The sequence below is a fragment of the Luteimonas yindakuii genome (assembly GCF_004803715.2).
In the GTDB taxonomy this organism is placed as follows: Bacteria; Pseudomonadota; Gammaproteobacteria; order Xanthomonadales; family Xanthomonadaceae; genus Luteimonas; species Luteimonas yindakuii.
In genome coordinates this window covers 2,152,454-2,175,884 of the sequence record NZ_CP039383.2, presented here as the reverse complement: position 1 = coordinate 2,175,884, position 23,431 = coordinate 2,152,454, and the positions used below count along the sequence as shown (strand labels likewise).

The following is a 23,431-nucleotide window of genomic DNA, read 5'->3' as shown; positions in this document are numbered from 1 at the left end:
GCCGTGCGCTCAGCGCTGGCGTGCGCGCCATCCGCGCAGTGCCACCAGGGCGATCCACAACAGCAGGCTGGCCGGCAACAGCCACAGCGGCAGGAACATCAGCAGCAGGCCGTCCTGCGCGTCCTGCGGAAACCAGCGCACGCGGATGCGGGCACCGAGGTCGAGGCCCAGCATGATCAGCGCCGCGAACAGGGGCACCCACGCCGGTCCGGTGCGTGCCGCCAGTGCCAGCACCGCGTAGGGCAGGAACGCGAACACCGCCAGGCCGAACAGGAACAGCCACTGGCCGAGATCCGCATCGGGGCGGTCCATGTCGGCGATGCCCAGGGTGGCCAGCGCCACTACGGCGCCGGCCCCGAGGATCAACGCGCGTACGCGATCGTGGGCACTCATCGGCCAGCGCCGCTGTCGCTGCCGGGATGATCGGCGCAATAGCGCTCGAACGCGGCCACCGCGTCGTCCACGGTGACCAGGTCCATGACCCCCTCGTGCTCGATCTTGGTGCCCCACTTGAGGGCGGCCGCGGGCCTGCCGCGGAAACGCCGGGCGGCGTCGTCGTAGCGGTCCACGCAGTAGCGGCGGTCGGAATACGGGCCGCTGCGTGCCGGGTTGCTGGCCGCGTGCAGGCCCAGCACTTTCGCGCCCATCGCATTGGCGATGTGCATCGGGCCGGAGTCGGGTGTCATCACCAGCGCAGCGCGTGCCAGCAGCGCCGGCAGCTGCTTGAGGGTGTCCTTGCCGACCAGGTCGAGCGCGGGGCCCTGCATCGCGGCGAGGATGGCGTCGGCGGTCTCGCGCTCCAGCGCGCTGCGGCCGCCGCACAGCACCACCCGCCAACCGCGCGACAGCGCGTGGTCGGCCACTGCCGCGTAACGCTCGGCGCGCCAGTTGCGCAGCACATGGCTGGAACAGGGCGAGATCAGCAGCGCCGGCCGCTCGTCTTCCGGCCATTGCGCCGCCGCCCACGCATGGGCCTCCGCCGGCACCGGCATGTCCCACACGACCTCGCGTTGCCGCAGCCCCAGCGGCTCGCAGAAGCTGCCGATCGCATCCAGCACATGGATGCCCGGGCGGTCGGGTATGCGCTCGTTGACGAACAGGCCGTGCAGGTCCTTGGAGCGCGCGCGGTCGTAGCCGATGCGTCGCTTCGCGGGGATGAACGCCGACAGCAGGTTCGCGCGCGCGGCCACCTGCATCTGCAGCAGCACGTCGAAGCGGCGGCCGTCGAAGCCGCGCCGCAATGCGCGCATGCCGGCGACCCCGCTCTTCTTGTCATAGACGTGGAATTCCACGCCCGGCAAGCCCTCGAGCAGCTTCTGTTCGCCGCGGCCGATGACCCAGTCCAGCTGCACCTGCGGCCACGCCGCGCGCAGGGTGCGGACCAGAGGCAACACATGGGTGACGTCGCCAAGCGCGGACAGCCTGAGCAGGCAGATCGAGGTGGGCGCGGAGGGCACGGGGCTGGCGGAAGACGGCATTGCGGGACTCGGTCGATGGCACCAGGCGGCGAGTGTATGCGTTGCCGACGGCGTCGCCGCGGGCCGCTACACTCGCGGCATGGTGCGATTCGATGCGAACGAGAGCCTGGTTCCGTTCGGCGACGATGCCGGCGGACGCGGCGCGATCCTCGGTGATTCCGCGTGGATCAGGCAGGCGGAGCCGGGCTGGTTCGACCCCGCCTGGTGGGGCGAGCGCGCGCGCCCGGTCGATAGCGGCGGGCGGGGTGGTGCCTGGTTCGTGCGTGGTCCGTTCGGCGACGCCGTGTTGCGGCTGTACCTGCGCGGCGGGCTGGCCGCGCAGCTCAGTCGCGATCGCTACTGGTGGCGCAGCGCCGCGGCCACGCGCAGCTTCGCCGAGTTCCGCCTGACCCGCGACCTGCGGCTGCAGTCGCTTCCGGCGCCGGAACCGATCGCGGCGCGCTACCTGCGCCAGGGGCCGACCTACCGCGCTGCCATCCTGGTGCGTCGGATCGACGGCGTGCGCACGCTGGCCGACCGCATGGCGGTGGCCGGTGTCGATGCACCATGGGAGGAGACGGGGCGCCTCATCGCCCGGTTCCATCGGGCTGGGCTCGACCATGCCGACCTCAACGCCCACAACGTGCTGTTCGACGCCACGGGCCAGGGCTGGCTGATCGATTTCGACCGCGGACGCCTGCGCGTTCCGGAAACCGGCTGGCGTTCGCGCAACCTGACGCGGCTTGAACGGTCGCTGCTGAAGCTGCGCGCGCAACGCAGCGAGGCGGACGTGCGCGCCGATTTCGCCCGACTGCGCGCGGCCTACGACGCGCGCTGGGCGAAGGGGACCTGATGGCCTGGAGCCTGCGCTTCCACGGGGTCGGCAACGCATCGGCGATCGAACTCGGGTCGTCGATGGCGACGATCGAGCGCGATGGTGCGCCGTGGCTGACCATCGACTGCGGCGGCGAGGGACTCAGCGCGTGCCTTGCGCACTACGCCCGGCCGCCCCGCGCGCTGTTCATCACCCACACCCACCTCGACCACGTGGCCGGCTTCGAACGCCTGTTCGTGTCCGAGTATTTCGACGCGGCGCGACGTGGCCAGATGCCGGTGTACGTGCCCGCGCCGGTGGTGCCGTTGCTGCACCAGCGCGTCGGTGACTACCCCAACGTGCTCGCCGAGGGCGGCGCCAACTTCTGGGATGCCTTCCAGCTGGTGCCGGTCGGCGGGGCGTTCTGGCATGACGGCGTACGCCTGGAAACGTTCGCCGTGCGCCACCACTGGCCGGGCACCGCGTTCGGCCTGCGCCTGCCCGGCAGCCTGCTGTGGAGCGGCGACACCCGACCGATTCCGGAACTGCTGGCGCATTACGCCGGCGAAGGCGAACTCATCGCCCACGACTGCGGGCTGCACGGCAATCCCTCGCACAGCGGCATCGACGACCTCGTGCGCGAGTACCCGCCCGAACTGCTGGCGCGCTGCGTGCTCTACCACTACGCAAGCGCGGCCGATGGCGACGCGCTGCGCGCGCTGGGCCATCGCGTCGCCCGCCAGGACGACGTGTTGGCGCTGGCCGATCCGTTGCCGGGAGCGCTGGCGGGGTGAACGTGCCGCAGCCCGCGCCCATGCCGCTGTCGGACCGCCTGGGCCGGCCACTGCATGACCTGCGGCTGTCGGTGATCGAGGCCTGCAACTTCCGCTGTGGTTACTGCATGCCCGCCGACCGGGTGCCGGACGGGCACGGCTTCGACGCGGCGGGGCGAATGGATTTCGACGAGATCGAAACGCTGGTGCGTGCGTTCGCACGGCTGGGCGTGCGCAAGCTGCGACTGACCGGTGGCGAGCCGCTGCTGCGCCGCGACCTCCCGACGCTGGTGGCGCGGCTGGCGCGCATCCCGGGCATCGACGACCTCGCGCTGACCACCAATGGCAGCCTGCTGGCGCGACATGCGCGCGCGCTGCGCGCAGCAGGGCTGCATCGGATCACCATCAGTCTCGATGCACTCGATCCGGCGCGCTTTCACGCGCTGTCGGGCGGGCGTGGGCGGATCGCCGACGTGCTGGCGGGGATCGAAGCGGCGGAGGCGGCCGGCTTCGGCGTGCTCAGGCTCAACTGCGTGGTGCAGCGTGGCGTCAACGAGGACCAGGTGTTGCCGCTGGTCGGGCGCTTCCGCCACAGCGGCCACGTGCTGCGCTTCATCGAATACATGGATGTCGGCACCTGCAACGGCTGGCGCATGGATCGCGTGGTGCCGTCGGCAGAGCTGTGCGCACGCATCCACGCACGCTGGCCACTGTGCGCACTGGAGCCGCGCTACCGCGGCGAAGTCGCCGCACGCCATGCCTTCGCCGATGGCGGTGGCGAGATCGGCTTCGTCAGTTCAGTGAGCGCGCCGTTCTGTGGCGACTGCAACCGCGCCCGGGTGGCGGCCGACGGTGCGTTCTACGGCTGCCTGTTTGCAGGCGCGGGCCGACCGTTGCGGCCGCTGCTCGCACACGGAGAGGACCGCTTGATGGACGAGATCCGTGCGCTGTGGATGCATCGCGCCGACCGCTACAGCGAACTGCGCGGCAGCGCCGGGCATTCGCCGCGGCAGCGGGTGGAGATGTTCCTGGTCGGTGGGTGAGTGCGACGGCCGACGGCGCCATGCGTCGTCGGTCAGCGTTGGCATCCACCGCGGCACGGGTACCATCGTTTCCCATCCGATCGCGCCGCGCGCCAGGCGCGTCACGGTCGGATCCAGCGACGTTCAACCGGTCCGACATGGCTGATTCCCGATCCCGCACGAAACCACCCACCGCGGCGCCGGCGCTTACCCACCTCGACGCCGAGGGGCGACCGGCGATGGTCGACGTATCCGCCAAGCCGGCCACCGCACGCAGCGCGACCGCGCGCTGCGACGTGCGCTTTCCAGCGGCGGTGGCGGCGCAACTGCATGCGTCCGGCCTGCGCAGCGCCAAGGGCGGCATCGTAGACACCGCGGTGATCGCGGGCACCATGGCGGTCAAGCGCACGCATGAGCTGATCCCGTTCTGCCATCCGCTGCCGATCGACGGCATCCGCATCGCGATCGACTGGGAAGGCGAGCGCGCCCTGCGCATCGAATGCACGGTGCACACCGTGCACCGGACCGGCGTCGAGATGGAAGCGCTCACCGGTGCCACCGTGGCGGCCCTGACCATCTACGACATGTGCAAGGCGCTGTCGCACGCAATCACGATCGGCCCGGCGCGCCTGATGGCCAAGCGCGGTGGCAGGCGTGATATCGGAGCGTCGCCATGATCCGGTTGACGGTGCTGTATTTCGCCAGCCTGCGTGACGCTGCCGGCAGCGCGCAGGAAACGGTCGATACGCTGGCGCCGGACCTCGCCGCGCTGTACGGGGAGATGCGTGCCCGCCACGGTTTCCTGCTGCCGCGCGAACGCCTGCGGGTGGCGGTGGATGGTGCGTTTGCGAATTGGACCGATGTGCCGCGCGCCGGCAGCGAGGTCGCCTTCATCCCGCCGGTGAGTGGAGGTTGAGCATGCACGACACCACCGGTTTCCGGCTGTCGGCGGATGCGATCGACACCGCGGCATTGCACGCCCGGCTGGATGAGCCGGCCGCGGGCGCCTGCGTGGTCTTCGAGGGCCGGGTGCGTAACCACCACGCCGGCCGCGCCGTGCTCGGGCTGGCGTACGAGGCCTATGCGGACCTGGCGGAGGCCGAGGGCAGGCGCATCGTCGATGCGATCCGCGAACGCCATGGCCTGCACCGTGCGTTGTGCGTGCATCGGGTCGGCACGCTGGACATCGGCGAGGTCGCGGTCTGGGTCGGGGTGTCCGCCGCCCATCGCGACGCCGCGTTCGAGGGCTGTCGCGCGATCATCGACGCCATCAAGCAGGACGTGCCGATCTGGAAGCGCGAACGCTACGCCGATGGCGGCGCCGCGTGGTTGCATCCCGAAGAAGGCAGAGGAGGTCGGTGATGGGCAGGACACTGGTTCTGGCGGGCGCCTTGCTGGCGGTGATGCCGGCATGGTCGGGCGAGCTGCTGGTCGGCAACAAGTCCGCCGACACGGTGTGGCGGATCTCGCTGGACGACGGCACCCGGCGTGCGGAGATCGCCACCGGTGCGGCGCCGCACGAGATCGCGGTGGCGCCGGGCGGCCGCACGGCGGTGGTCACCAACTACGGCCACCAGGCACCGGGCAACAGCCTGTCCGTGATCGACCGCGATGGTGCGCAGACCCGCACATTCGATCTCGGCACGCACGCGCGGCCGCATGGGGTGCGCTTCAGTCCGGATGGACAGCGCCTGCTGGTCACCACCGAGGCCAGCGGCTCGCTGCTGATGCTGGATGCAGCCACGGGCGTGCTCGAACGTGCGTTCGATATCGGCGATGGCGTCGGCCACATGGTGGCGCTGTCGCGCGACGGCACCGTCGCGTACGTCAGCAAGATCCGTGCGGGCTCGGTGGTGCGCGTCGATCTGACCAGCGGCGGGGTGCTCGAACGCCCGGCAGGGGCGGGGGCGGAAGGGATCGAGGTCGCGCCGGATGGCAACGTCTGGGTGACCAACCGCGACGCCGACACCGTCACCGTGCACGATCCGGAGTCGCTGGCCATCCGTGCCACGCTGGCGAGCAGCGGATTTCCGATCCGGGTGGTGTTCACCCCCGACGGCCGGCATGCGCTGGTGACCAATGCCCGCGCGGCGACGCTGTCGGTGTTCGATGCCGCCAGCCGGCAGTCGGTGTCGACCGTGCCACTGGCCCAGCCCGGACGCGAGTACCGGCAGACCCTGCTGGGACGGGCGGCATTGCCGATCGGCGTGATCGCCGACCCGCAGCGCCCGCGCGTCTATGTCGCGATCAGCGGCGGCAACGAGGTCGCGGTGGTCGATACCGCGCGCTGGGAAGTGATCGGGCGCTGGACCACCGGCGATGAACCCGACGCGCTGGCGATCCTGCCCGATGCGGCGGACTGAGCAGCGAACGAAAGGGGCTGGCGCCAATGGCGATGGCCCCGCCGACTGACCTCGTCGCCCGCATCAACCGATACCGTTGCTGCCTTCCGGCCCTGGCGGGATTTTCGATCTAGCGTCGCGAGGGGCCGACGGGGCCACCATGGAGACGTACACCTGCCGTTGCAGCAGGCAGAACTGGCGGAGAGAGGGGGATTCGAACCCCCGAAGCGCGGTTTAGACGCTTACACACTTTCCAGGCGTGCTCCTTCAACCACTCGGACACCTCTCCGCACCTGACCCCCGCGCACCTTGCCTGCCTTGGCGCGGCCGCACGGGGGCCGTGATTCTAAGCCTTCGGCCGCGGTGCCGACAAGAAACATCTCGCCGGCCCGATTGCGTGGCGTGGGCGACGCGGCACACCGCGCGCCGCGGGCGGCTACGCCGACCGGCGTGGCAGAATGGCGGCATGTCGTATCTCGTCCTCGCCCGCAAGTGGCGCCCCAAGCGTTTCGCCGAACTGGTCGGGCAGGAGCACGTGGTCCGCGCGCTCACCAATGCGCTGGAATCCGGCCGCGTCCACCACGCCTTCCTGTTCACCGGCACCCGCGGCGTGGGCAAGACCACGATCGCGCGGATCTTCGCCAAGAGCCTCAACTGCGAGTCGGGAACCTCGTCGGATCCCTGTGGCGAGTGCGAGACCTGCCGCTCGATCGATGCCGGGCGCTTCATCGACCTGCTCGAGATCGACGCCGCCAGCAACACCGGCGTCGACGACGTGCGCGAGCTGATCGACAACGCGCAGTACATGCCGTCGCGGGGCCGGGTGAAGGTGTACCTCATCGACGAGGTGCACATGCTGTCGAAGTCGGCGTTCAACGCGCTGCTGAAGACGCTGGAGGAGCCGCCGGGGCACGTGAAGTTCCTGCTGGCGACCACCGATCCGCAGAAGCTGCCGGTCACCGTGCTGTCGCGCTGCCTGCAGTTCAACCTCAAGCGGCTGGACCTCGGCCAGATCGAAGGGCAGATCGGTCGCATCCTCGAAGCCGAGGAGATCGCGTTCGACGACGGCGCGGTGCGCCAGATCGCGCGCGCGGCCGATGGCAGCCTGCGCGACGGACTCTCGCTGCTCGACCAGGCGATCGCCTACACCGGGGGGCGACTGGAGGATGCCGGCGTTGCCGCGATGCTGGGCACCGTCGACCGCACCCGCGTGGGCGCGCTGCTGGAAGCATTGGCGTCGGCCGATGGCGAGCGCTTGCTGGACGAAGTCGGCACGCTCGCGGAATTCTCGCCCGACTGGGGCAGCGTGCTCGACGCGCTGGCGGAGGCGCTGCATCGCATCCAGGTGCGCCAGCTGGTGCCGGGTGCCGGTGTGGACGGCGAGGGCGTCGACCTCGACGCACTGGCCGCGGCCGTGCGCCCGGAGCTGGTCCAGCTCTGGTACCAGATGGCCCTCGACGGCCGTCGCGAACTGCCGCTGGCGCCCAGTCCGCGTACCGGCTTCGAGATGAGCCTGCTGCGGATGCTGGCGTTCCGTCCGCTCGATGGCGTTACGGCTGACGCCGGTGATGCAGGCGCAGCCGCGCCCGCACGCGGGCAGGGTGCAGGTACGCCAGCGCGTGGCGGGCGCGATGCTGCCGCCGCGGCGCGCGCCGCGCTGGAGTCGGACGAAGTCCCGCCGCGCCGCGCCGCGCCCCCGGCCGCTGCGGCAGCCGGAGAGATCCGCATGACCGCAGCGGCCGCCGCCCCCGCGATCGCGACGGCCGCCGCGCCGAGTTCCGCGATGGCACCCGCCACGGACGTCGACCGCGCCCCGTGGGCGGACGACCTGCAGCAGGACCGGCGTGTCCCGCCCGCGGTGACGCCGGACCGTGCCGTGGCGACGGCTGCAGCCGTCGTTGCCGCGGCCGATGTCGCCGACCACGTCCGCACGCTGGTCGAGGTTGACGCCGACGGGTGGCCGGACCTGGTGGTGCGGCTGGGCCTGCGCGGCCCGGTGCGCGAACTCGCCGCACATACCGCCTTCCTCGGCTATGCCGACGGCGTGCTGCGGCTGTCGCTGCCCGCCAGCGATGACCACCTGCAGACCCCGCTGCTGGTCGGCCAGTTCGCCGCCGCGCTCGCACCGCATCTTGGTGCCGCGCCGACGCTCCGCTTCGAGGTGGCGGCCGGCGGCGAAACCCTGCACGAGCGTCATGCGCGTGAGCGCGATGCCCGCCAGCAGGCCGCCGAGCGCGCGTTCCTCGACGATCCGGACGTCAAGCGGATGATGTCCCAGCACGGCGCCCGCCTGGTGCCCGACTCGATCCGCCCGGTCGACGACCGCTGAACCTTCTCCGCGCCGCTGCCGGCGCGGCCCCAACAGGAGTACCGACATGCGTGGAAACATCGCCCAGCTGATGCAGCAGGCCCAGAAGATGCAGGAAAACATGCAGCGCGCGCAGGAAGAGCTTGCCGGGCTGGAAGTCACCGGCAGCGCCGGTGGCGGCATGGTCAGCGTCACCCTCAGCGGGCGCATGGAATGCCGCAAGGTGCGCATCGATCCCAGCGTGATGTCGGATGCGGAGATGACCGAGGACCTGGTGGCCGCGGCCATCAACGACGCGGTCAACAAGGTCAATACCGAATCGCAGGCGCGCATGTCCGCGGCCACCGCCGGCATGCCGGTACCGCCGGGCATGAAGCTGCCGTTCTGAGGACGGTGCTGCAGGCTCTCCGCAACCGCAAGCACCTGGGCAGGTCTCGATGTCAGCGCTACTCGAACAACTGATCGACGCCCTGCGGGTGCTGCCGGGCGTGGGCCAGAAGTCGGCACAGCGGATGGCCTACCACCTGCTGGAGCGCCAGCGCGACGGCGGACGGCGGCTGTCGGAAGCGCTGGAGGCGGCGATGTCGCGGATCGGCAACTGTGGGCGTTGCCGCGACTTCAGCGAGACGCCGGTGTGCCCGGTCTGCGCCAGTGCATCGCGCGACGTGCAGGTGCTGTGCGTGGTGGAGACGCCGGCCGACCGCCTGGCGATCGAGCAGGCCACCGACTTCCGCGGCCTGTACTTCGTCCTGCATGGGCGGCTCAGCCCGCTCGATGGCATCGGCCCGCGCGAGCTTGGACTCGACGGGCTCGGCACCCGGCTGGCCGAGGGCGAGGTGCGCGAGCTGATCGTCGCCACCAACCCGACGGTGGAGGGCGAAGCCACCGCGCATTACCTCGCCCAGCTGGCGCGCCAGCACGGCGTGCGGCCGAGCAGGCCGGCACACGGCCTGCCACTGGGTGGCGAGCTCGAATACGTCGATCGCGGCACGCTCTCGCACGCCTTCGGCAGCCGCAGCGACATCACCGGCTGAAAGCGGCGTCGCCGCGCGCCGCGAGCGTGTGCGAGGCTAGGCTCCGCCTACCTCAATCGCCCGGTCGCGCCATGCCCACCATCTTCCACAAGATCATCCGTCGCGAGATTCCCGCCGAGATCGTCCACGAGGACGAGCACCTGATCGCCTTCCGCGACATCGCGCCGCAGGCGCCGGTGCACGTGCTGTTCGTGCCGAAGGAGTCGATTCCCACGCTGGACGCGGCGACCCCGTCGCAGGCCGAGACCATCGGCCGGCTGGCCCTGGCCGCGGCCGATTACGCACGCAGGGAAGGTTTTGCCGCCGATGGCTACCGCATCGTGATGAACTGCAACGACCACGGCGGGCAGACCGTCTACCAGATGCACCTGCACCTGCTGGCCGGCGCGCCGCTGGGGCGGTTCGGTACGCCCTGAAACCCGGTTACCACCACCAACCCGGGCCCCAGCCCCACGGATACGGCTCGTAGCGGATGACCTGCACGTCGGCGCGTTCCGGCCACAGGTAGACCACGTCGGCGTCGATGCGCGGCAGGCGGTAGTCGTACTCGCCGATACGGACCTGCTCGGTCGCGGCGATCCGGCCGGTAAAGGTGACATCGCGGTCGGTGGCGAACAATGCCGGATCGTAGAAGCCGGTGCGGCAGGCGATGAAGCGACCGCCGGTCCGGTTGCCGCTGAAGCTCGGCCGGCCACTGGCATCGAGCGGTGCCGACAGCATCTGGAAGCAGGTGCGGTCGGCCTGCGGGGTCACTTCCACGATGCGCCCGCCCCAGCGCACCGCGGTGCCGTTGGTGGCGGCGGCGGTGGCGGCCTGGTCGGGCGACACGGTGGCGTAACTGCCCTGCAGCGGCGCCGGAGCGGTGGCGCATGCGGCCAGCAGGGTGCAGGCGAGGGCTGCGGGCAGATGGACGCGTTTCATCGTGAGGTCTCCGCGGGTCGGTACCGGTGCAGGTCGAGAATCAGCGTGCGTGCGGCCGCCGGATTGGCCGGGTGGGCAGCGTAGCGCCAGTCGGAGAAACGCGCGCTGAGTGTCGCCAGTGTGGTGTCCTGCGGCCGTGCGGCCAGCACGCGCGCGGACCAGTCGCGTGCCGGCTCGTGCGGTGCGGGTGCCAGCCCCAGGCGCGCATAACGTGCGCCCAGCGCATGCCAGGCACGCAGCACCGGGTCGCGCTCGCGTTCGCCGCGCGCGACCAGCCACAGCATCCACGCCAGCGCCAAGCCCGCCAGTGCCGCGAACAGCACGATCAGCTGGTGCATTTCGAGGTCGCGGATGCCCAGCGGCTGCAGCAGCTGGCGCTGGCGGGTGGCGTCGAAACCGAGCACGAAATCGTTCCAGCCGCGGCGCATCCAGTCGCCGACATCCCACATGTCGGCCAGCCCGCGCAGGCCGGCGCCGCCATCGTCGGACAGGTTGGCGATGGTGTCGTAGATGCGTTCCGGCGCCACCGCGGCGGTCGGGTCGGCACGCACCCAGCCGCGGCCCTCGTACCAGACCTCGGCCCAGGCGTGGGCGTCCTCGCGGCGCACCAGCCAGTAGTCGCCGAACCGGTTGTAGTAACCGCCGACGTAGCCGGTCACCACCCGCGCGGGGATGCCGGCGGCACGCATGAACACCACGAACGCGCCCGCATAGTGTTCGCAGAAGCCCTCCTGCTCGTCGAACAGGAACTCGTCGACGGCGTGGCGGCCGGGCAGGTTGGTGGCGAGCGTGTAGGCGAAGTCGCTGCGCACCCAGTCGTTGAAGCGCTGTACAACCGCTTCGTCCGCGGCCACGCCGTGACCGGCCTCGGCGCGCCACTGCCGGGCCAGTGCGATGGTGCGTGGATTGAAGCCCGCCGGCAGCCGCAGCGCCATCGTGCGCAGCATCGGCCGCAGTTCGGTTTCATAGGCGGCAGGCGCCGCCGACTGCAGCCGCCAGCGTCGCAGCGAACTCAGCGGGCGCCAGGACGTGGTGCTGTGGTCGTGGCCCAGGCGGGTGCCGTCGGGCTCGGCCAACGGCAGGTCGAGGGTCACCCCGAAACGGCGGTCCGTGGGCTCGAGCTCGAGTTCGTAGTCCCATACCGGGCCACCGACGCGCACCTCGGCCGGCGGCAGGCCCTGCGTCCACTCGGCGCGCGACCAGCGGCGGCCGTCGTAGTCGGTCAGCACCGGACCGCGCCAGTACAGCTGCATGCGCTCCGGCACCGGGCCGAAAAAGCGCGCGCGCAGGGCCGGCGAGTCGTCGCCCATCAGGTCCAGCCAGTCGCCCGGGCCCATTTCCCCGGACAGCCCCGGCTTGGCGATGGCGCGTTCGGGCACGCCCCACATCGGTGATGCCATGCGCGGGAACAACCAGAATGCCGCCAGCGCCAGGGGCAGCCCCACCAGTGCCAGCCTGCCCACCAGCCACAACCGCCGGCCCACCGCGTGCACCGGAGGCAGCGGGTTGGTGGGCACTGCCGCGTCGAGTTCCGCCAGTCGCCACAGCGCCGCCAGTGCCACCAGCGCACCGGCGAGGCCGAGCAGCAGCGACAGCGGCCCCTGGTCGAGCAGGAAGGTCGCGAACGGCGCGAACAGCGCGAAGCCGAGCAGGCTGCGCGCATCGCGCCAGCTGAACAGTTCGACCGGCTTGATCGCCAGCATCGCGGCGAGCAGGGCGCAGCCGGTGTCGCGACCCAACGAGAAGCCGCTGCCGGCCAGCACCAGGCCGACGGCGGCCAGCGCCACTGCGGCGCGCAACGGCGCCGGCAGTCGCCGTTTCCAGGCGATCGCCGCCACGACGGCAGCAAGGGCACCGACCGCCAGCCCAAGCCATCCGGGCAGCTGCAACAGCAGCGGCAACTGGCACGCGAACGAGGCCGCGAGGCACCACGCACGCGCCGTGACCGGGAGGCTGCGTGGATCAACGACGGCAGCGCGCGCGGGCTTCCGCATGCGCGGGTGTGTCGCGATGCCCTCAGCCATGCGTCGCCTCCGGCAGCAGCGCCAGTGCGCGCAGGCAGGCATGGCGATGCAGCGCCCCACGCGCGGGGCCCAGCGCCGGTTGCCCCGGCAGGCGCAGCACGTAGCGGCGCTGGTCGCGTTCGGCCTCGTCCACCCAGCGAGCGAGCCGGCGGATGCGCGCCTCGTACGGCAGCTCCGCGGTGCCGCGCCAGTCGATCACCACGTCGGCGCCCTGCGGCTGCTCGTATTCGCGCACCAGCAACTGGTCGCGTCGTGCCGAAGGCTTCCACGCGATCGCACGACGCGAATCGCCGCGACGCCAGTTGCGCAGGTGGTGCACGTCGTCGCCGGCCGCATGCAGGCGCGCCTGGACGTTGTCGCCGGCGCCCTCCGGCAACGGCGGGCCATGCGCTTCGGGTGCCGGATAGACCAGCAGCGGGGTGTCCGGCCATACCCACGACCAGGCACGGGCGAGCCCCAGCGGGCGCGTGGTGGAGATCCGCAGGCGGCCGATGTCGAGCCAGCCACGTTGCGCGGTGGGCAGCTCCAGCACGGCCTCGCCGGCGCCATCGTCCAGGTGCAATGCGGCCGAGGTGTCACCCGCGCGCACTTCGAGCCCGCGGCGCGGGCGAGCCACGTCCGCACGCGCATGCACGCGCAGTGCGAGCGGGTGTCCGGCCGGCACCGGCTCGGCATCGATGGCCTGCACCGCCAGTCCGCTCAGCTGCAGGTGCGCGTGCAGCAGGCTGGCCAGCGCGGTGCCGGCCAGCAACAGGCACAGCAGCAGTGCGGGATTGTTGTTGTAGTTGAGCGCGCCCACGCCCATCGTCAGCAGCAGCACGAAGAAGAACAACCCGAACGCGGTCGGCAGCACGTAGATGCGTCGGCGGTCCAGACGAGCGGGCAGCGGCTCGGGCGCACGCGGGCGCGCCAGCTGCTGCAGGCGCTGGAACATGCGCGCCGGTGCGCGGACGGTCGCAGCCATTGTTCGCTCAGTCCACCGCCACCGCGTGCAGGATGGTCTTGGCCAGCGCCGCGGCATCGCCGCCGTCGCTGGCGGGCACCAGCCGGTGTCCCGCGACGGCGACGAACAGTGCCTGCACGTCCTCGGGCACCACGTGGCGGCGGCCCAGCAGCAGTGCATACGCGCGCGCTGCGCGCAGCAGCGCGATGCCTGCACGCGGCGACAGGCCGATGCGCACACCGCCGTGATGACGACTGCGCGCAACCAGCGCCTGCACGTAGTCGATCAGTGCATCGCTGGCATGTACGCGCTGCACGGCCTCGCGCAGCTGCAGCACGTCATCGGCACCCAGCACCGGCATCGCACGTGCGATCAGGTCACGGCGATCGCTGCCGGCCAGCAGCGCGCGTTCGGCGTCCGCGCCGGGATAACCGAGGCTCAGGCGCATCAGGAACCGGTCTAGCTGCGAATCCGGCAACGGATAGGTGCCGGCAAGATCGAGCGGGTTCTGGGTGGCGATGACGAAGAAAGGGTCCGGCAGGGAATGGGTGACGCCGTCGATGCTGACCTGGCGCTCCGCCATCGCTTCCAGCAGTGCGCTCTGCGTGCGCGGCGGCGCGCGGTTGATCTCGTCGGCCAGCAGCACCTGGGTGAACACCGGCCCCGGGTGGAATTCGAAACTGCGCGCCTGCGCGTCGTACACCGACACGCCAACGATGTCCGACGGCAGCAGGTCGGAGGTGAACTGCACGCGCTGGAACTCCAGCCCGAGCGTTGCCGCCAGCGCATGCGCAAGCGTGGTCTTGCCGAGGCCAGGCAGGTCCTCGATCAGCAGGTGGCCACCCGACAGCAGGGCGACGAATGCCAGCCGCACCTCGTGTGCCTTGCCCAGCACCAGCGAATTCACCTGGACCTGAGCGGCGCCCAGCGATCGTGAAAGCGCGTCGGGTAGCATGTCGGCGTGGGTGGGCGAATCGGCCATGCGGGTCTCCGGAAACGGGGCGGTATGGCGTGTCGCGATGGCCCGCGTCTCCCCGTTCTGCGGGCGCCAACGTCAATCAATCGAGTGTAACTGGGTCGCATACGGATGCCGACTGACATCGACATGCGGAGTGCCGGCGTGCGCGCCTGGAATCCGCGACATGTATTCATCGCGCTGTGGGTGGCGGTGACGCTGATCAAGATCGTGCTCGCCGCGCGGCTTCCGCTGTTCGTCGACGAGGCCTTCTACTGGCAGGAAGGCCAGCATCCCGCGTGGGCGTATTCCGACCTGCCGGGACTGACGGCCTGGTTGATCCGCGTAGGCGTGGAGATCGGCGGCCACCATGTGCTGGCGGTGCGCGCGCCCTTCCTGCTGATGGCCGCGCTGCTGCCGTGGTGGATGGTGGACCTGGTGCGCCGCGAACTCGACGAGCGCCACGCGTGGGTGGCCGGCATCGCGGTCCTGTTGCTGCCTCTGGCCGGCACCCTGGGCCTGCTGGCGTTGCCCGACGTGGCCATGGCGTTGGCGACGCTGGCCTGCGTGGACGCCGCCGCGCGACTGGTGCGCAAGGTGGATGCCGGCGGCGCGACCCTGCTTGCTTTCGGGCTGGCGGTCGGTGCGCTCAGCCACTACCGCTTCGCAGCCGTGGTCGGCGTGGGCTTCGTCGCGCTGCTGTGCCTGCAGGGTGGCCGGCGCGCGTTGCGTGATCCGCGCGCGTGGATCGCGATCGCCTTCGGTGCCGCGGCATGGGCACCGTTGCTGGCATGGAACTTCGACAACGCCGAAGCCGGCCTGCGCTTCCAGCTGGTCGACCGTCATCCGTGGGCCCTGCATGGCGAGGGACTGCTGTTCCTGCCGGTGCAGGCCGGCGTGGTGACGCCGTTGCTGTTCGTCGCGTTGCTGGTCGCGGCGTGGCACGGCGTGCGCAGCCGCGAGCCGGTACGCCGTTTGTTCGCGCTGCTCGGCGGACTGCTGGTGGCAGGGTTCTTCCTGCTCGGTTTCTTTGCCGATGTCGAGCGGGTGAGCTTCCACTGGCCGTTGCCCGGCTATATCGCGCTGATCCCGTTGCTGCCGGCCTTGCTGGATGCCTGGCCGCGCTGGTTGCGCACGGCCACCTGGTCGCTGGCCGCGGCCGGGCTGGTCGCGTTCCTGGGTTACTACGCCGCGGTCTCTGCGCCATCGCTACGCGAGCAGGCGGCCGCGGCGAAGTGGTATCCGTCCAACTTCGCCGGCTGGGACGAACTGGCCGCCGCGGTTGCCGACGCGCATGCGCAGATGCCCGCCGGCACCCGCATCGTTGCCGACAATTTCAAGATCGGCGCCGAACTCGGTTTCGCCCTCGGCAACCCGCGCATCGCGGTACTCGACCATCCGCTCAACCGCGACCATGGCCGTGCCCCACAACTGCGGCTGTGGGGCCTGGAAGCGCAAGGCGCGCGCGAGGTGGCGCAGGGGTCGGTGCTGCTGGTCGTCGGCGCGACCGACGTCAAGTTCAGCGAACTGCTCGCGCATTACCAGAGCCTGTGCGCCCGCTTTGGCCGGCTGCCGCATGCGGAGGCGGTGAACATCGACCACGGCGGCCGGCGGTTCCTGCTGCTGCGTTTCGATGGCCCCTCACCCGGGGGAAGCGGGCCTTGCGTGACGCCCGTGGTGGCGCATCTGCAGGAACCCGCCGCGGGCACGGCGGTCGACCGCGAATTCCGCGTCTACGGCTGGGCGGTGAAGGATGGCGTCGGCGTGCGCGAGGTCCGGCTGACGCTCGACGGCACGGTGGTCGCCACCGCCGACTACGGCCAGGAAAACAGCTGGGTCGGCGAATTCCTGCACGGTCGTTCCAACGACCCGGGGCAGCCGGCGGTCGCGTTTTCGGCGCAGGTCGATGCCTCCGCGCTGCCGGCCGGCGACTACTGGCTGGGGATGGAGATCGAAGGCGCCGACGGCAGCGTCGAGGTCTGGAGCGAGCGGCGGATCCACCTGCGCTGAGGCGCGCGTGGAGAGCCGCGTGGCTCAGGGCAGGATGAACCCGGCGTCGCGCAACAGGCGTGCGGTGGCAATCAGCGGCAGGCCGACCAGCGCGGTCGGATCGCTTGTTTCGATCGCATCGAACAGCGCGATCCCGAGCCCTTCGCTCTTGAAGCTGCCGGCGCAATCGAGCGGTTGCTCGGCATCGACATAGCGTTCGATCGCCGCGCGTTCGAGGCGACGGAACCTCACCGTGGTGGTGTCCAGCCCCTCACCGGCAAGCGTGCCGCCACGGCACAGCGCGACCGCGGTGAGGAACCGCACGCTGGAACCCGACATCGATTCCAGCTGGGCGATCGCGGCGTCGCGGGTGCGGGGTTTGCCCAGCGCACGGCCATCGAAGGTCGCGACCTGGTCCGACCCGATCACCCACGCCCCCGGATGCAGGCGCGCGACCTCACGCGCCTTCGCCCCGGCCAGCCGCGTGGCCAGCACGGCCGGCGCTTCCCCTGGCAACGGGGTCTCGTCGACATCCGGCCGCCCGGTGGTGAACGGCAGTTGCAGGCGCTCGAGCAGTTCGCGCCGGTAGCGCGAGGTCGAGGCGAGGATCAGCGGGCCGCTCACGCCGACGTCGTCCGCGCCTGTTCGATACGCTCGAGCTGCTGTTCGATGCGCGCGCGTGCGGTGTCGATCGAAGCGCGGACCTGGTCGAGCTGCTCGGTGTTGGCGGCATGGCCATGCTGCTGCAGCCACAGGCGCTGGCGCAGCATTTCCTGCATGGCCTCGCGGACCGGGTTCTCGTCGCTCCCGGCGACCGCCTCGATCTCGGCGCGGGCCACGCGCAGCCGGTCCTCGAAGGCATCGGCGGCATCGAGGACCGCGGCCAGCGCCTGCTGGCGGCGGCCGCCACGACGGCGCAACAGCAACCAGCAGGCGGTGCACAGAAGGAGGGCGGCGAACAGGGTTGCGGACAGGATCAAGCCGGCGGCGCCCGGAAAGGGAGGGGCAGTCTGCCGCGGGCGGTCGCGGGCGGCAAATCCCCCGCGGCGACTGGACTTTTCCGCAGACTTCCAATTTGACAGCGACCTTTGCGAAGCCCTAACATTCCGCCTCTTATGTCCGCCGATCTTCCCGAAACCGTCGACGTCTGGCGCCTTGTCGTCGCACGGCGGGTGTTCGAAGGACGCTTGCCGTTGTCGGCGATGCCCCGTCTTGGCGAGGTGTTGCAGTCGACGCAAGGCGATGCGGACTACGTCATGGAATTCGGTCGTGACGCGTTCCAGGTGCCATTCGTTGCGTTGCGGGTCGAAGCCGGGCTGCCGTTGCAGTGCCAGCGCACCCTGCAGGTGTTCAGCGAGCCGGTGCAGCTGGAACAGCGTTACGGCGTGATCCGCGACGAGGCCGACGAGGCCGCGCTTCCGCCCGGATACGAAGCCCTGCTGGTGCCCGAAGACGGCACCCTGCGGCCTGCGGACCTGGTCGAGGACGAGCTCCTGCTTGCCGTGCCGCTGGTGCCGGTGGCGCCGGGTTCGGAAGCGGTGGAGCGGGACTGGCCGGTATCGGCCGATGAAGAGACACGCGCCAATCCGTTCGCCGCGCTGCAGGCGCTGAAAAAGAACACCTGAGTCGCCCCCGGGCGGCCCGGACTCCCAAAGATCTCAGAACTGTTTGCTGGAGCAATCCCATGGCTGTGCAGAAATCCCGAGTCACCCCGTCCCGCCGCGGCATGCGCCGCGCGCACGACAAGCTGCAGGCCAAGCAGCTGTCGACCGATCCGACCACCGGCGAGACCCACATCCGCCACCACATCACCGCCGACGGCTACTACCGCGGCAAGCAGGTGATCCAGCCGAAGATCAAGGTCGCCGAAGAAGATTGACGGCGAGTGCCGTTGCGCCCCCGGGCGCGGCGGCTTCCAGCGCCTCGCGGCCGCAGGGCTTACCCCGTCGCGTGGCGCGTCCTGGCCGCCCGCTTCCCGGGCGGCGGTTGCAAGGATGACGGCACACGATGACTGATACGGGCGCGATGCCCCGCGTGTATGCGCGGATTGCCGGCACCGGCAGCTACCTGCCGGCGAACGCCGTCAGCAATGACGAGCTCGCCAAGCGGGTCGACACCAGCGACGAGTGGATCGCGTCGCGCACCGGAATCCGCAACCGGCACGTGGCCGCCGAAGGCGAGACCACCTGTGACCTCGCCTACCACGCCTCCGTGCGTGCGCTCGAGGCCGCGGGCGTCGATGCCTCCGAGCTCGACCTGATCGTGCTCGGCACGACCACCCCGGACATCATCTTTCCCTCCACCGCCTGCCTGCTGCAGCACCGGCTCGGCGTTGCGGGCTGTGGGGCGTTCGATGTCAACGCCGCCTGTTCGGGGTTCATCTACGCGCTGTCGATCGCGGAGAAGTTCATCCGTGCCGGCTCGGCGCGCACCGTGCTGGTGGTCGGCGCCGAGACCCTCACCCGGATGATCGACTGGAACGACCGCGCCACCTGCGTGCTGTTCGGCGATGGCGCGGGCGCGGTGGTGCTCAAGGCCGACACCGAGACCGGCATCCTCAGCACCCACCTGCACGCCGATGGCGGCAAGAAGGAGCTGCTGTGGAACCCGGTCGGCGTCTCGGTCGGCTTCGACGAGAACGCTCCGAATGCCGGCGTGCGCATCAACATGACCGGCAACGAGGTGTTCAAGCATGCGGTCAGGGCGCTCGATTCGGTGGTCGAGGAAACCCTCGCCGCCAATGGCCTGGACCGCCACGACATCGACTGGCTGATCCCGCACCAGGCCAACCTGCGCATCATCGAGGCCACCGCCAAGCGGCTGGACATGCCGATGGAGCGGGTGGTGGTGACCGTCGACCAGCATGGCAACACCTCGTCGGGTTCGGTGCCGCTGGCGCTGGACGTGGCGGTGCGCTCGGGTCGCGTGCAGCGCGGGCAGCTGCTGTTACTGGAAGCGTTCGGCGGCGGCTTCACCTGGGGCTCGGCGCTGCTGCGCTACTGAGCAGCGGGCGCAGGCCCGGTCACGCCGTACCACGCGACGCCCCGGCCACCGGGGCGTTGTCGTATCCGCGAACGTCGCCGAACGTGCGACATACGCCGTCGTACAGACGACCCGGCGACACAGCCCGTATCATGCCGCGCTTGTTTTGCAGCCGGACCCGCGCGTGACCGATTCCCAGCTTGCTTTCGTATTTCCCGGCCAGGGCTCGCAGTCGCTCGGCATGCTGGGTGAACTCGCGGCGCGCCATGCGTCGATCCGCGACACGTTCGCCGAGGCGTCCGAAGGCGCCGGCGTCGACCTGTGGGCGGTGAGCCAGCAGGGGCCCGAGGAGCAGCTCAATACCACCGAGTTCACCCAGCCCGCGCTGCTGGCGGCCAGCGTCGCGGTGTGGCGGCTGTGGCAGGCCGAAGCCGGTGCACGCCCGGCCGCGCTGGCAGGCCACAGCCTCGGCGAGTACAGCGCTCTGGTTGCAGCCGGCGCCATCGACCTGGCCGACGCCGCGCGCCTGGTGCGCCTGCGCGGGCAGCTCATGCAGGCCGCCGTGCCCGCGGGCAAGGGCGCGATGGCGGCGATCCTCGGTGCCGAGGATGCGCTGGTGGAAGAGGTCTGCCGCGAGCTGTCAGGCAACGTCGTGGTGGTGCCGGCCAACTACAACTCGCCCGGCCAGATCGTCATCGGTGGCGAAGCCGAAGGCGTCGACCGCGCGCTCGGCCTGCTGTCGGAACGCGGCGTGCGCAAGGCGGTCAAGCTGGCCGTGAGCGTGCCGTCGCACACGCCACTGATGCGCGAGGCGGCGAACCGCCTTGGCGAGGCGATGGCCGGTACCGCGTGGCGCGAACCGTCGCTGCCGGTGGTGCAGAACGCGGATGGCGAAGTGCATGACGGCATCCAGTCGATCCGCGACGCGCTGGTGCGACAGCTGTACCTGCCGGTGCGCTGGACGGCCTGCATGCAGGCGCTGGGCGCGCGCGGTGCGAGCCGCTTTGCCGAATGCGGCCCTGGCAAGGTGCTGACCGGGCTGGCGAAGCGCATCGACAAGGCGTTCGATGCACGCGCGCTCGGCACGCCGAACGATTTCGACGCCGCGCTGGCCGAGTGGAAATCGTGAGCCGGTCCCGGGTCGACATGGGATCCCGCGGATAGGCAGGCGTCATCGATACCGGGCGCGCGGCGCCTGTCAGTGCGGCAGGTCGCGTGCGACCCCGGCGTGTTGGTTTATCCACGTCCATCCGCGAGAATCCGCGGCGAAGGACGCTGTTCCGGAGCAGAAGACCCCATGACGCAACCATTGCAGGGTGAGATCGCACTCGTCACCGGCGCCAGCCGCGGCATCGGTGCCGCCATTGCCGACACGCTGGCCGCGCAGGGCGCGACGGTGATCGGCACCGCGACCAGCGACGCCGGTGCGCAGGCGATCGGCACCCGCCTGCAGGCAACCGGCGGCCACGGCCGCGTGCTCGACGTGGCCGACGCCGCTTCCGTCGAGGCGCTGGTCGACGGCGTGTCGAAGGAATTCGGCGCGGTCACCATCCTGGTCAACAATGCCGGCATCACCCGCGACAACCTGCTGATGCGGATGAAGGACGAGGACTGGCAGGCCATCCTCGACACCAACCTCAGCAGCGTCTACCGGATGTCGAAGGCGGTGATGCGCGGCATGATGAAGGCCCGCAAGGGCCGCATCATCAACATCGCGTCGGTGATCGGTGTGACCGGTAACGCCGGCCAGGCGAACTACGCAGCGGCCAAGGCCGGGGTGATCGGTTTCTCGAAATCGCTGGCCAAGGAGATCGGTTCACGCGGGGTGACGGTGAACGTGGTCGCGCCCGGGTTCATCGATACCGACATGACGCGTTCGCTGCCCGAGGACGCGAAGACCGCGCTGCTGGGGCAGATCGCGCTCGGCCGCCTCGGCGAGCCGGCCGACATCGCCAATGCGGTGGCCTTCCTGGCCGGGCCGCACGCGGCCTACATCACCGGCGAGACCCTGCACATCAACGGCGGCATGTACATGCCGTGACACCAACCGGGGGACACTCCCCCAGCTTCACGGCTGCCGGCGCGCATCGCTGCCCGGCGGCCTTTCCCTTACACTACCGGCCGAATCAGGGCCCTGAGCGGAGCACATCCATGAGCACCATCGAAGAGCGCGTCAAGAAGATCGTCGTCGAGCAACTCGGCGTGAAGGAAGAGGAAGTCAACCCGAGCGCTTCGTTCGTGGACGACCTGGGCGCGGACTCGCTCGATACCGTCGAGCTGGTGATGGCGCTGGAAGAAGAGTTCGAGTGCGAGATCCCGGACGAGGACGCCGAGAAGATCACCTCGGTCCAGCAGGCGATCGACTACGTCAAGGCGCACGTCAAGAGCTGACCGCCTGGCGGCCGGGGCCGTTCGTGCATCCGGCCGCTTCATGACCAGCCCGGGGCCGCTCACGCGGCCTCGTGCGTTTGCGGCGTACACGTGTCGCCGCGATCCAGAACCGTTTGAGGAGCATTTCCCATGTCCAAGCGACGCGTGGTGATCACCGGGATGGGCATCCTGTCACCGGTCGGCAACGACCTCGCCTCCAACTGGGAAGCGATCATTGCCGGTCGCTCGGGCATCGGCCCGATCACCCATTTCGACGCTTCCGCCTTCCCGACCCGCATCGCCGGCGAGGTCAAGGACTTCGACGCCAGCCGCTGGATCGCGCCGAAGGACATCAAGAAGATGGACACCTTCGTGCACTACGGCGTGGCGGCCTCGATGATGGCGATCGAGGATGCCGGGATCGACGTCGCCGCGGATGCCGAGCGCATCGGCGTGGCGATCGGTGCCGGCATCGGTGGCCTGAAGGGCATCGAGGACACCACCATTAAGTACCACGAAGGTGGCCCGCGCAAGGTGTCGCCGTTCTACGTGCCGAGCACGATCATCAACATGATCGCCGGGCAGGTGTCGATCATGACCGGCGCCAAGGGCCCGAACGTGGCCGCGGTCACCGCCTGCACGACGGCGACCCACAACATCGGCCTGGCGATGCGCATGATCCAGTACGGCGATGCCGACGCGATGATCGCCGGCGGTGCCGAATACGCGACCACGCCGACCTCCCTGGGCGGGTTCTGCGCGATGAAGGCGCTGTCCACCCACAACGAGGAGCCGACCCGCGCGTCGCGCCCGTGGAACGAGGGCCGCGACGGCTTCGTCATGGGCGACGGTGCCGGCATCGTGGTCCTCGAGGAATACGAGCGGGCCAAGGCACGCGGCGCACGCATCTATGCCGAGCTGATCGGCTTCGGCATGAGCGGCGATGCCTTCCACATGACCGCGCCGAGCGAGAACGGCGAAGGCGCGGCGCGCTGCATGCGCAATGCGATCAACGACGCCGGTATCGACGTCTCGCGCATCGGCTACATCAACGCGCACGGCACCTCCACGCCGGCCGGCGATCTTGCCGAGACGATGGCGGTCAAGCGGGCGCTGGGCGATCACGCACGCACGGTGGCGGTCAGCTCGACCAAGTCGATGACCGGACACCTGCTGGGTGCGGCCGGCGGCATCGAGGCGGTGTATTCGGCGATGGCGGTGCACACCGGCGTGCTGCCGCCGACGATCAACCTCGACAACCCGTCGGAAGGTTGCGACCTCGACTACATCCCGCACACCGCGCGCGAGGCGCAGGTCCAGGTGGCGCTGTCGAACTCGTTCGGCTTCGGCGGCACCAACGGCACGCTGGTGTTCGCCCGGGTCTGACGCGGAACGCCCGCTCGGTCGCGTTGCCTCACGGGGCAGCGCGGCCTGGACCGACACAGCACGCGCGGATGGCGCGTTGCGCCCGAACGCCGTGATCCCGCAAATGCGGGC

At 70.4% G+C, this 23,431-nt stretch carries 27 protein-coding genes, 1 tRNA gene and 1 other RNA gene; 19 read left to right on the top strand and 10 right to left on the bottom strand.

Features of this window, described 5'->3' with window-relative positions:
• Positions 1–9: 9 nt before the first annotated feature.
• Together E5843_RS10000 and E5843_RS09995 are read right to left on the bottom strand one after the other, a co-directional pair.
• Entirely contained in the window at positions 10–393 is a 384-nt protein-coding gene (locus E5843_RS10000) for a hypothetical protein (RefSeq protein ID WP_136412562.1), read from the bottom strand.
• A complete protein-coding gene (locus E5843_RS09995) occupies positions 390–1,457 on the bottom strand; it encodes a glycosyltransferase family 9 protein (RefSeq protein WP_141066167.1) in 1,068 nt (355 codons plus the stop codon). Before E5843_RS09995 ends, E5843_RS10000 begins: the two co-directional genes overlap by 4 nt.
• Before the next feature lie 100 nt (positions 1,458–1,557).
• Here E5843_RS09995 and E5843_RS09990 point away from each other — a divergent pair, with 100 nt between their 5' ends.
• From E5843_RS09990 to E5843_RS09960, 7 genes are all read left to right on the top strand, one after another.
• Complete coding sequence (locus E5843_RS09990; protein WP_136412561.1) at positions 1,558–2,310, top strand: 3-deoxy-D-manno-octulosonic acid kinase; 753 nt, start codon at positions 1,558–1,560, stop codon at positions 2,308–2,310.
• On the top strand, positions 2,310–3,065 hold the full coding sequence (locus tag E5843_RS09985) for an MBL fold metallo-hydrolase (RefSeq protein ID WP_136412560.1): 756 nt from the start codon (positions 2,310–2,312) through the stop codon (positions 3,063–3,065). The genes E5843_RS09990 and E5843_RS09985 overlap by 1 nt, the downstream gene beginning before the upstream one ends.
• 20 nt (positions 3,066–3,085) lie before the next feature.
• Positions 3,086–4,087 carry a GTP 3',8-cyclase MoaA gene (gene moaA, locus E5843_RS09980; RefSeq protein ID WP_136412559.1) on the top strand — a complete coding sequence of 334 codons (1,002 nt, stop codon included), beginning with the start codon at positions 3,086–3,088 and terminating at the stop codon, positions 4,085–4,087.
• A 137-nt stretch (positions 4,088–4,224) separates the two neighbouring features.
• Entirely contained in the window at positions 4,225–4,743 is a 519-nt protein-coding gene (gene moaC, locus E5843_RS09975; RefSeq protein ID WP_134673822.1) for a cyclic pyranopterin monophosphate synthase MoaC, read from the top strand.
• Positions 4,740–4,982: a MoaD/ThiS family protein gene (locus tag E5843_RS09970; protein WP_134673821.1), complete on the top strand. Its 243-nt coding sequence runs from the start codon at positions 4,740–4,742 to the stop codon at positions 4,980–4,982. Before moaC ends, E5843_RS09970 begins: the two co-directional genes overlap by 4 nt.
• Before the next feature lie 2 nt (positions 4,983–4,984).
• The gene (locus E5843_RS09965) at positions 4,985–5,428 is read left to right on the top strand and encodes a molybdenum cofactor biosynthesis protein MoaE (protein WP_134673820.1); all 444 of its coding nucleotides are present in this window, start codon (positions 4,985–4,987) and stop codon (positions 5,426–5,428) included.
• A complete protein-coding gene (locus tag E5843_RS09960; protein ID WP_134673819.1) occupies positions 5,428–6,429 on the top strand; it encodes a Vgb family protein in 1,002 nt (333 codons plus the stop codon). The genes E5843_RS09965 and E5843_RS09960 overlap by 1 nt, the downstream gene beginning before the upstream one ends.
• Positions 6,430–6,464: 35 nt before the next feature.
• Here E5843_RS09960 and ffs read toward each other — a convergent pair.
• Together ffs and E5843_RS09950 are read right to left on the bottom strand one after the other, a co-directional pair.
• An RNA gene (ffs, locus tag E5843_RS09955) (signal recognition particle sRNA small type) lies at positions 6,465–6,561 on the bottom strand.
• A 43-nt stretch (positions 6,562–6,604) separates the two neighbouring features.
• A tRNA-Ser gene (locus E5843_RS09950) sits at positions 6,605–6,697 on the bottom strand.
• Positions 6,698–6,874: 177 nt separating this feature from the next.
• Here E5843_RS09950 and dnaX point away from each other — a divergent pair.
• The 4 genes from dnaX (at position 6,875) to E5843_RS09930 (ending at position 10,166) form a co-directional block, all read left to right on the top strand.
• Positions 6,875–8,737 carry a DNA polymerase III subunit gamma/tau gene (gene dnaX, locus E5843_RS09945; protein WP_141065967.1) on the top strand — a complete coding sequence of 621 codons (1,863 nt, stop codon included), beginning with the start codon at positions 6,875–6,877 and terminating at the stop codon, positions 8,735–8,737.
• Positions 8,738–8,783: 46 nt separating this feature from the next.
• Positions 8,784–9,104 carry a YbaB/EbfC family nucleoid-associated protein gene (locus E5843_RS09940; RefSeq protein ID WP_134673817.1) on the top strand — a complete coding sequence of 107 codons (321 nt, stop codon included), beginning with the start codon at positions 8,784–8,786 and terminating at the stop codon, positions 9,102–9,104.
• Positions 9,105–9,153: 49 nt separating this feature from the next.
• Positions 9,154–9,750, top strand: coding sequence for a recombination mediator RecR (recR, locus tag E5843_RS09935; RefSeq protein WP_136412557.1), 597 nt, complete (start codon positions 9,154–9,156; stop codon positions 9,748–9,750).
• A gap of 71 nt (positions 9,751–9,821) precedes the next feature.
• Positions 9,822–10,166: a histidine triad nucleotide-binding protein gene (locus E5843_RS09930; protein WP_134673815.1), complete on the top strand. Its 345-nt coding sequence runs from the start codon at positions 9,822–9,824 to the stop codon at positions 10,164–10,166.
• A 7-nt stretch (positions 10,167–10,173) separates the two neighbouring features.
• Here E5843_RS09930 and E5843_RS09925 read toward each other — a convergent pair whose 3' ends face one another.
• The 4 genes from E5843_RS09925 to E5843_RS09910 are packed head-to-tail and all read right to left on the bottom strand — an operon-like array spanning position 10,174 to position 14,620.
• Complete coding sequence (locus E5843_RS09925) at positions 10,174–10,671, bottom strand: Slp family lipoprotein (RefSeq protein WP_134673814.1); 498 nt, start codon at positions 10,669–10,671, stop codon at positions 10,174–10,176.
• Complete coding sequence (locus tag E5843_RS09920; RefSeq protein WP_141066166.1) at positions 10,668–12,665, bottom strand: transglutaminase TgpA family protein; 1,998 nt, start codon at positions 12,663–12,665, stop codon at positions 10,668–10,670. The genes E5843_RS09925 and E5843_RS09920 overlap by 4 nt, the downstream gene beginning before the upstream one ends.
• Positions 12,666–12,687: 22 nt before the next feature.
• The gene (locus E5843_RS09915) at positions 12,688–13,659 is read right to left on the bottom strand and encodes a DUF58 domain-containing protein (protein ID WP_244240765.1); all 972 of its coding nucleotides are present in this window, start codon (positions 13,657–13,659) and stop codon (positions 12,688–12,690) included.
• A gap of 7 nt (positions 13,660–13,666) precedes the next feature.
• Positions 13,667–14,620: an AAA family ATPase gene (locus tag E5843_RS09910; RefSeq protein ID WP_141065966.1), complete on the bottom strand. Its 954-nt coding sequence runs from the start codon at positions 14,618–14,620 to the stop codon at positions 13,667–13,669.
• 105 nt (positions 14,621–14,725) lie between these two features.
• Between E5843_RS09910 and E5843_RS09905 the strand changes: the two genes are divergently transcribed.
• Positions 14,726–16,603 (top strand): glycosyltransferase family 39 protein, encoded by a 1,878-nt coding sequence (locus E5843_RS09905; protein WP_244240764.1) that lies wholly within the window; start codon positions 14,726–14,728, stop codon positions 16,601–16,603.
• A 24-nt stretch (positions 16,604–16,627) separates the two neighbouring features.
• On the opposite strand, the gene E5843_RS09900 is transcribed toward E5843_RS09905, so the two are convergent.
• Positions 16,628–17,206, bottom strand: coding sequence for a Maf family protein (locus E5843_RS09900; protein ID WP_136412555.1), 579 nt, complete (start codon positions 17,204–17,206; stop codon positions 16,628–16,630).
• The gene (locus E5843_RS14155; RefSeq protein ID WP_136412554.1) at positions 17,203–17,562 is read right to left on the bottom strand and encodes a hypothetical protein; all 360 of its coding nucleotides are present in this window, start codon (positions 17,560–17,562) and stop codon (positions 17,203–17,205) included. The genes E5843_RS09900 and E5843_RS14155 overlap by 4 nt, the downstream gene beginning before the upstream one ends.
• A gap of 135 nt (positions 17,563–17,697) precedes the next feature.
• On the opposite strand from E5843_RS14155, the gene E5843_RS09890 reads away from it, so the two are divergent.
• The 7 genes from E5843_RS09890 to fabF all read left to right on the top strand — a co-directional run bounded on the left by E5843_RS09890 (position 17,698) and on the right by fabF (position 23,320).
• Positions 17,698–18,207, top strand: a complete 510-nt coding sequence (locus E5843_RS09890) for a YceD family protein (protein WP_136412553.1) — start codon at positions 17,698–17,700, stop codon at positions 18,205–18,207.
• Between the two features lie 59 nt (positions 18,208–18,266).
• Positions 18,267–18,461, top strand: coding sequence for a 50S ribosomal protein L32 (gene rpmF, locus E5843_RS09885; protein WP_134673809.1), 195 nt, complete (start codon positions 18,267–18,269; stop codon positions 18,459–18,461).
• Positions 18,462–18,607: 146 nt separating this feature from the next.
• Complete coding sequence (locus tag E5843_RS09880; RefSeq protein ID WP_134674675.1) at positions 18,608–19,585, top strand: beta-ketoacyl-ACP synthase III; 978 nt, start codon at positions 18,608–18,610, stop codon at positions 19,583–19,585.
• Positions 19,586–19,748: 163 nt separating this feature from the next.
• Positions 19,749–20,693 (top strand): ACP S-malonyltransferase, encoded by a 945-nt coding sequence (gene fabD / locus E5843_RS09875; protein ID WP_141065965.1) that lies wholly within the window; start codon positions 19,749–19,751, stop codon positions 20,691–20,693.
• 168 nt (positions 20,694–20,861) lie between these two features.
• Positions 20,862–21,605 (top strand): 3-oxoacyl-ACP reductase FabG, encoded by a 744-nt coding sequence (gene fabG, locus E5843_RS09870; RefSeq protein ID WP_136412552.1) that lies wholly within the window; start codon positions 20,862–20,864, stop codon positions 21,603–21,605.
• Positions 21,606–21,715: 110 nt separating this feature from the next.
• Positions 21,716–21,955, top strand: a complete 240-nt coding sequence (acpP, locus tag E5843_RS09865; protein WP_129136340.1) for an acyl carrier protein — start codon at positions 21,716–21,718, stop codon at positions 21,953–21,955.
• Between the two features lie 129 nt (positions 21,956–22,084).
• Positions 22,085–23,320 (top strand): beta-ketoacyl-ACP synthase II, encoded by a 1,236-nt coding sequence (gene fabF, locus E5843_RS09860; protein ID WP_134673806.1) that lies wholly within the window; start codon positions 22,085–22,087, stop codon positions 23,318–23,320.
• Positions 23,321–23,431: the final 111 nt, after the last annotated feature.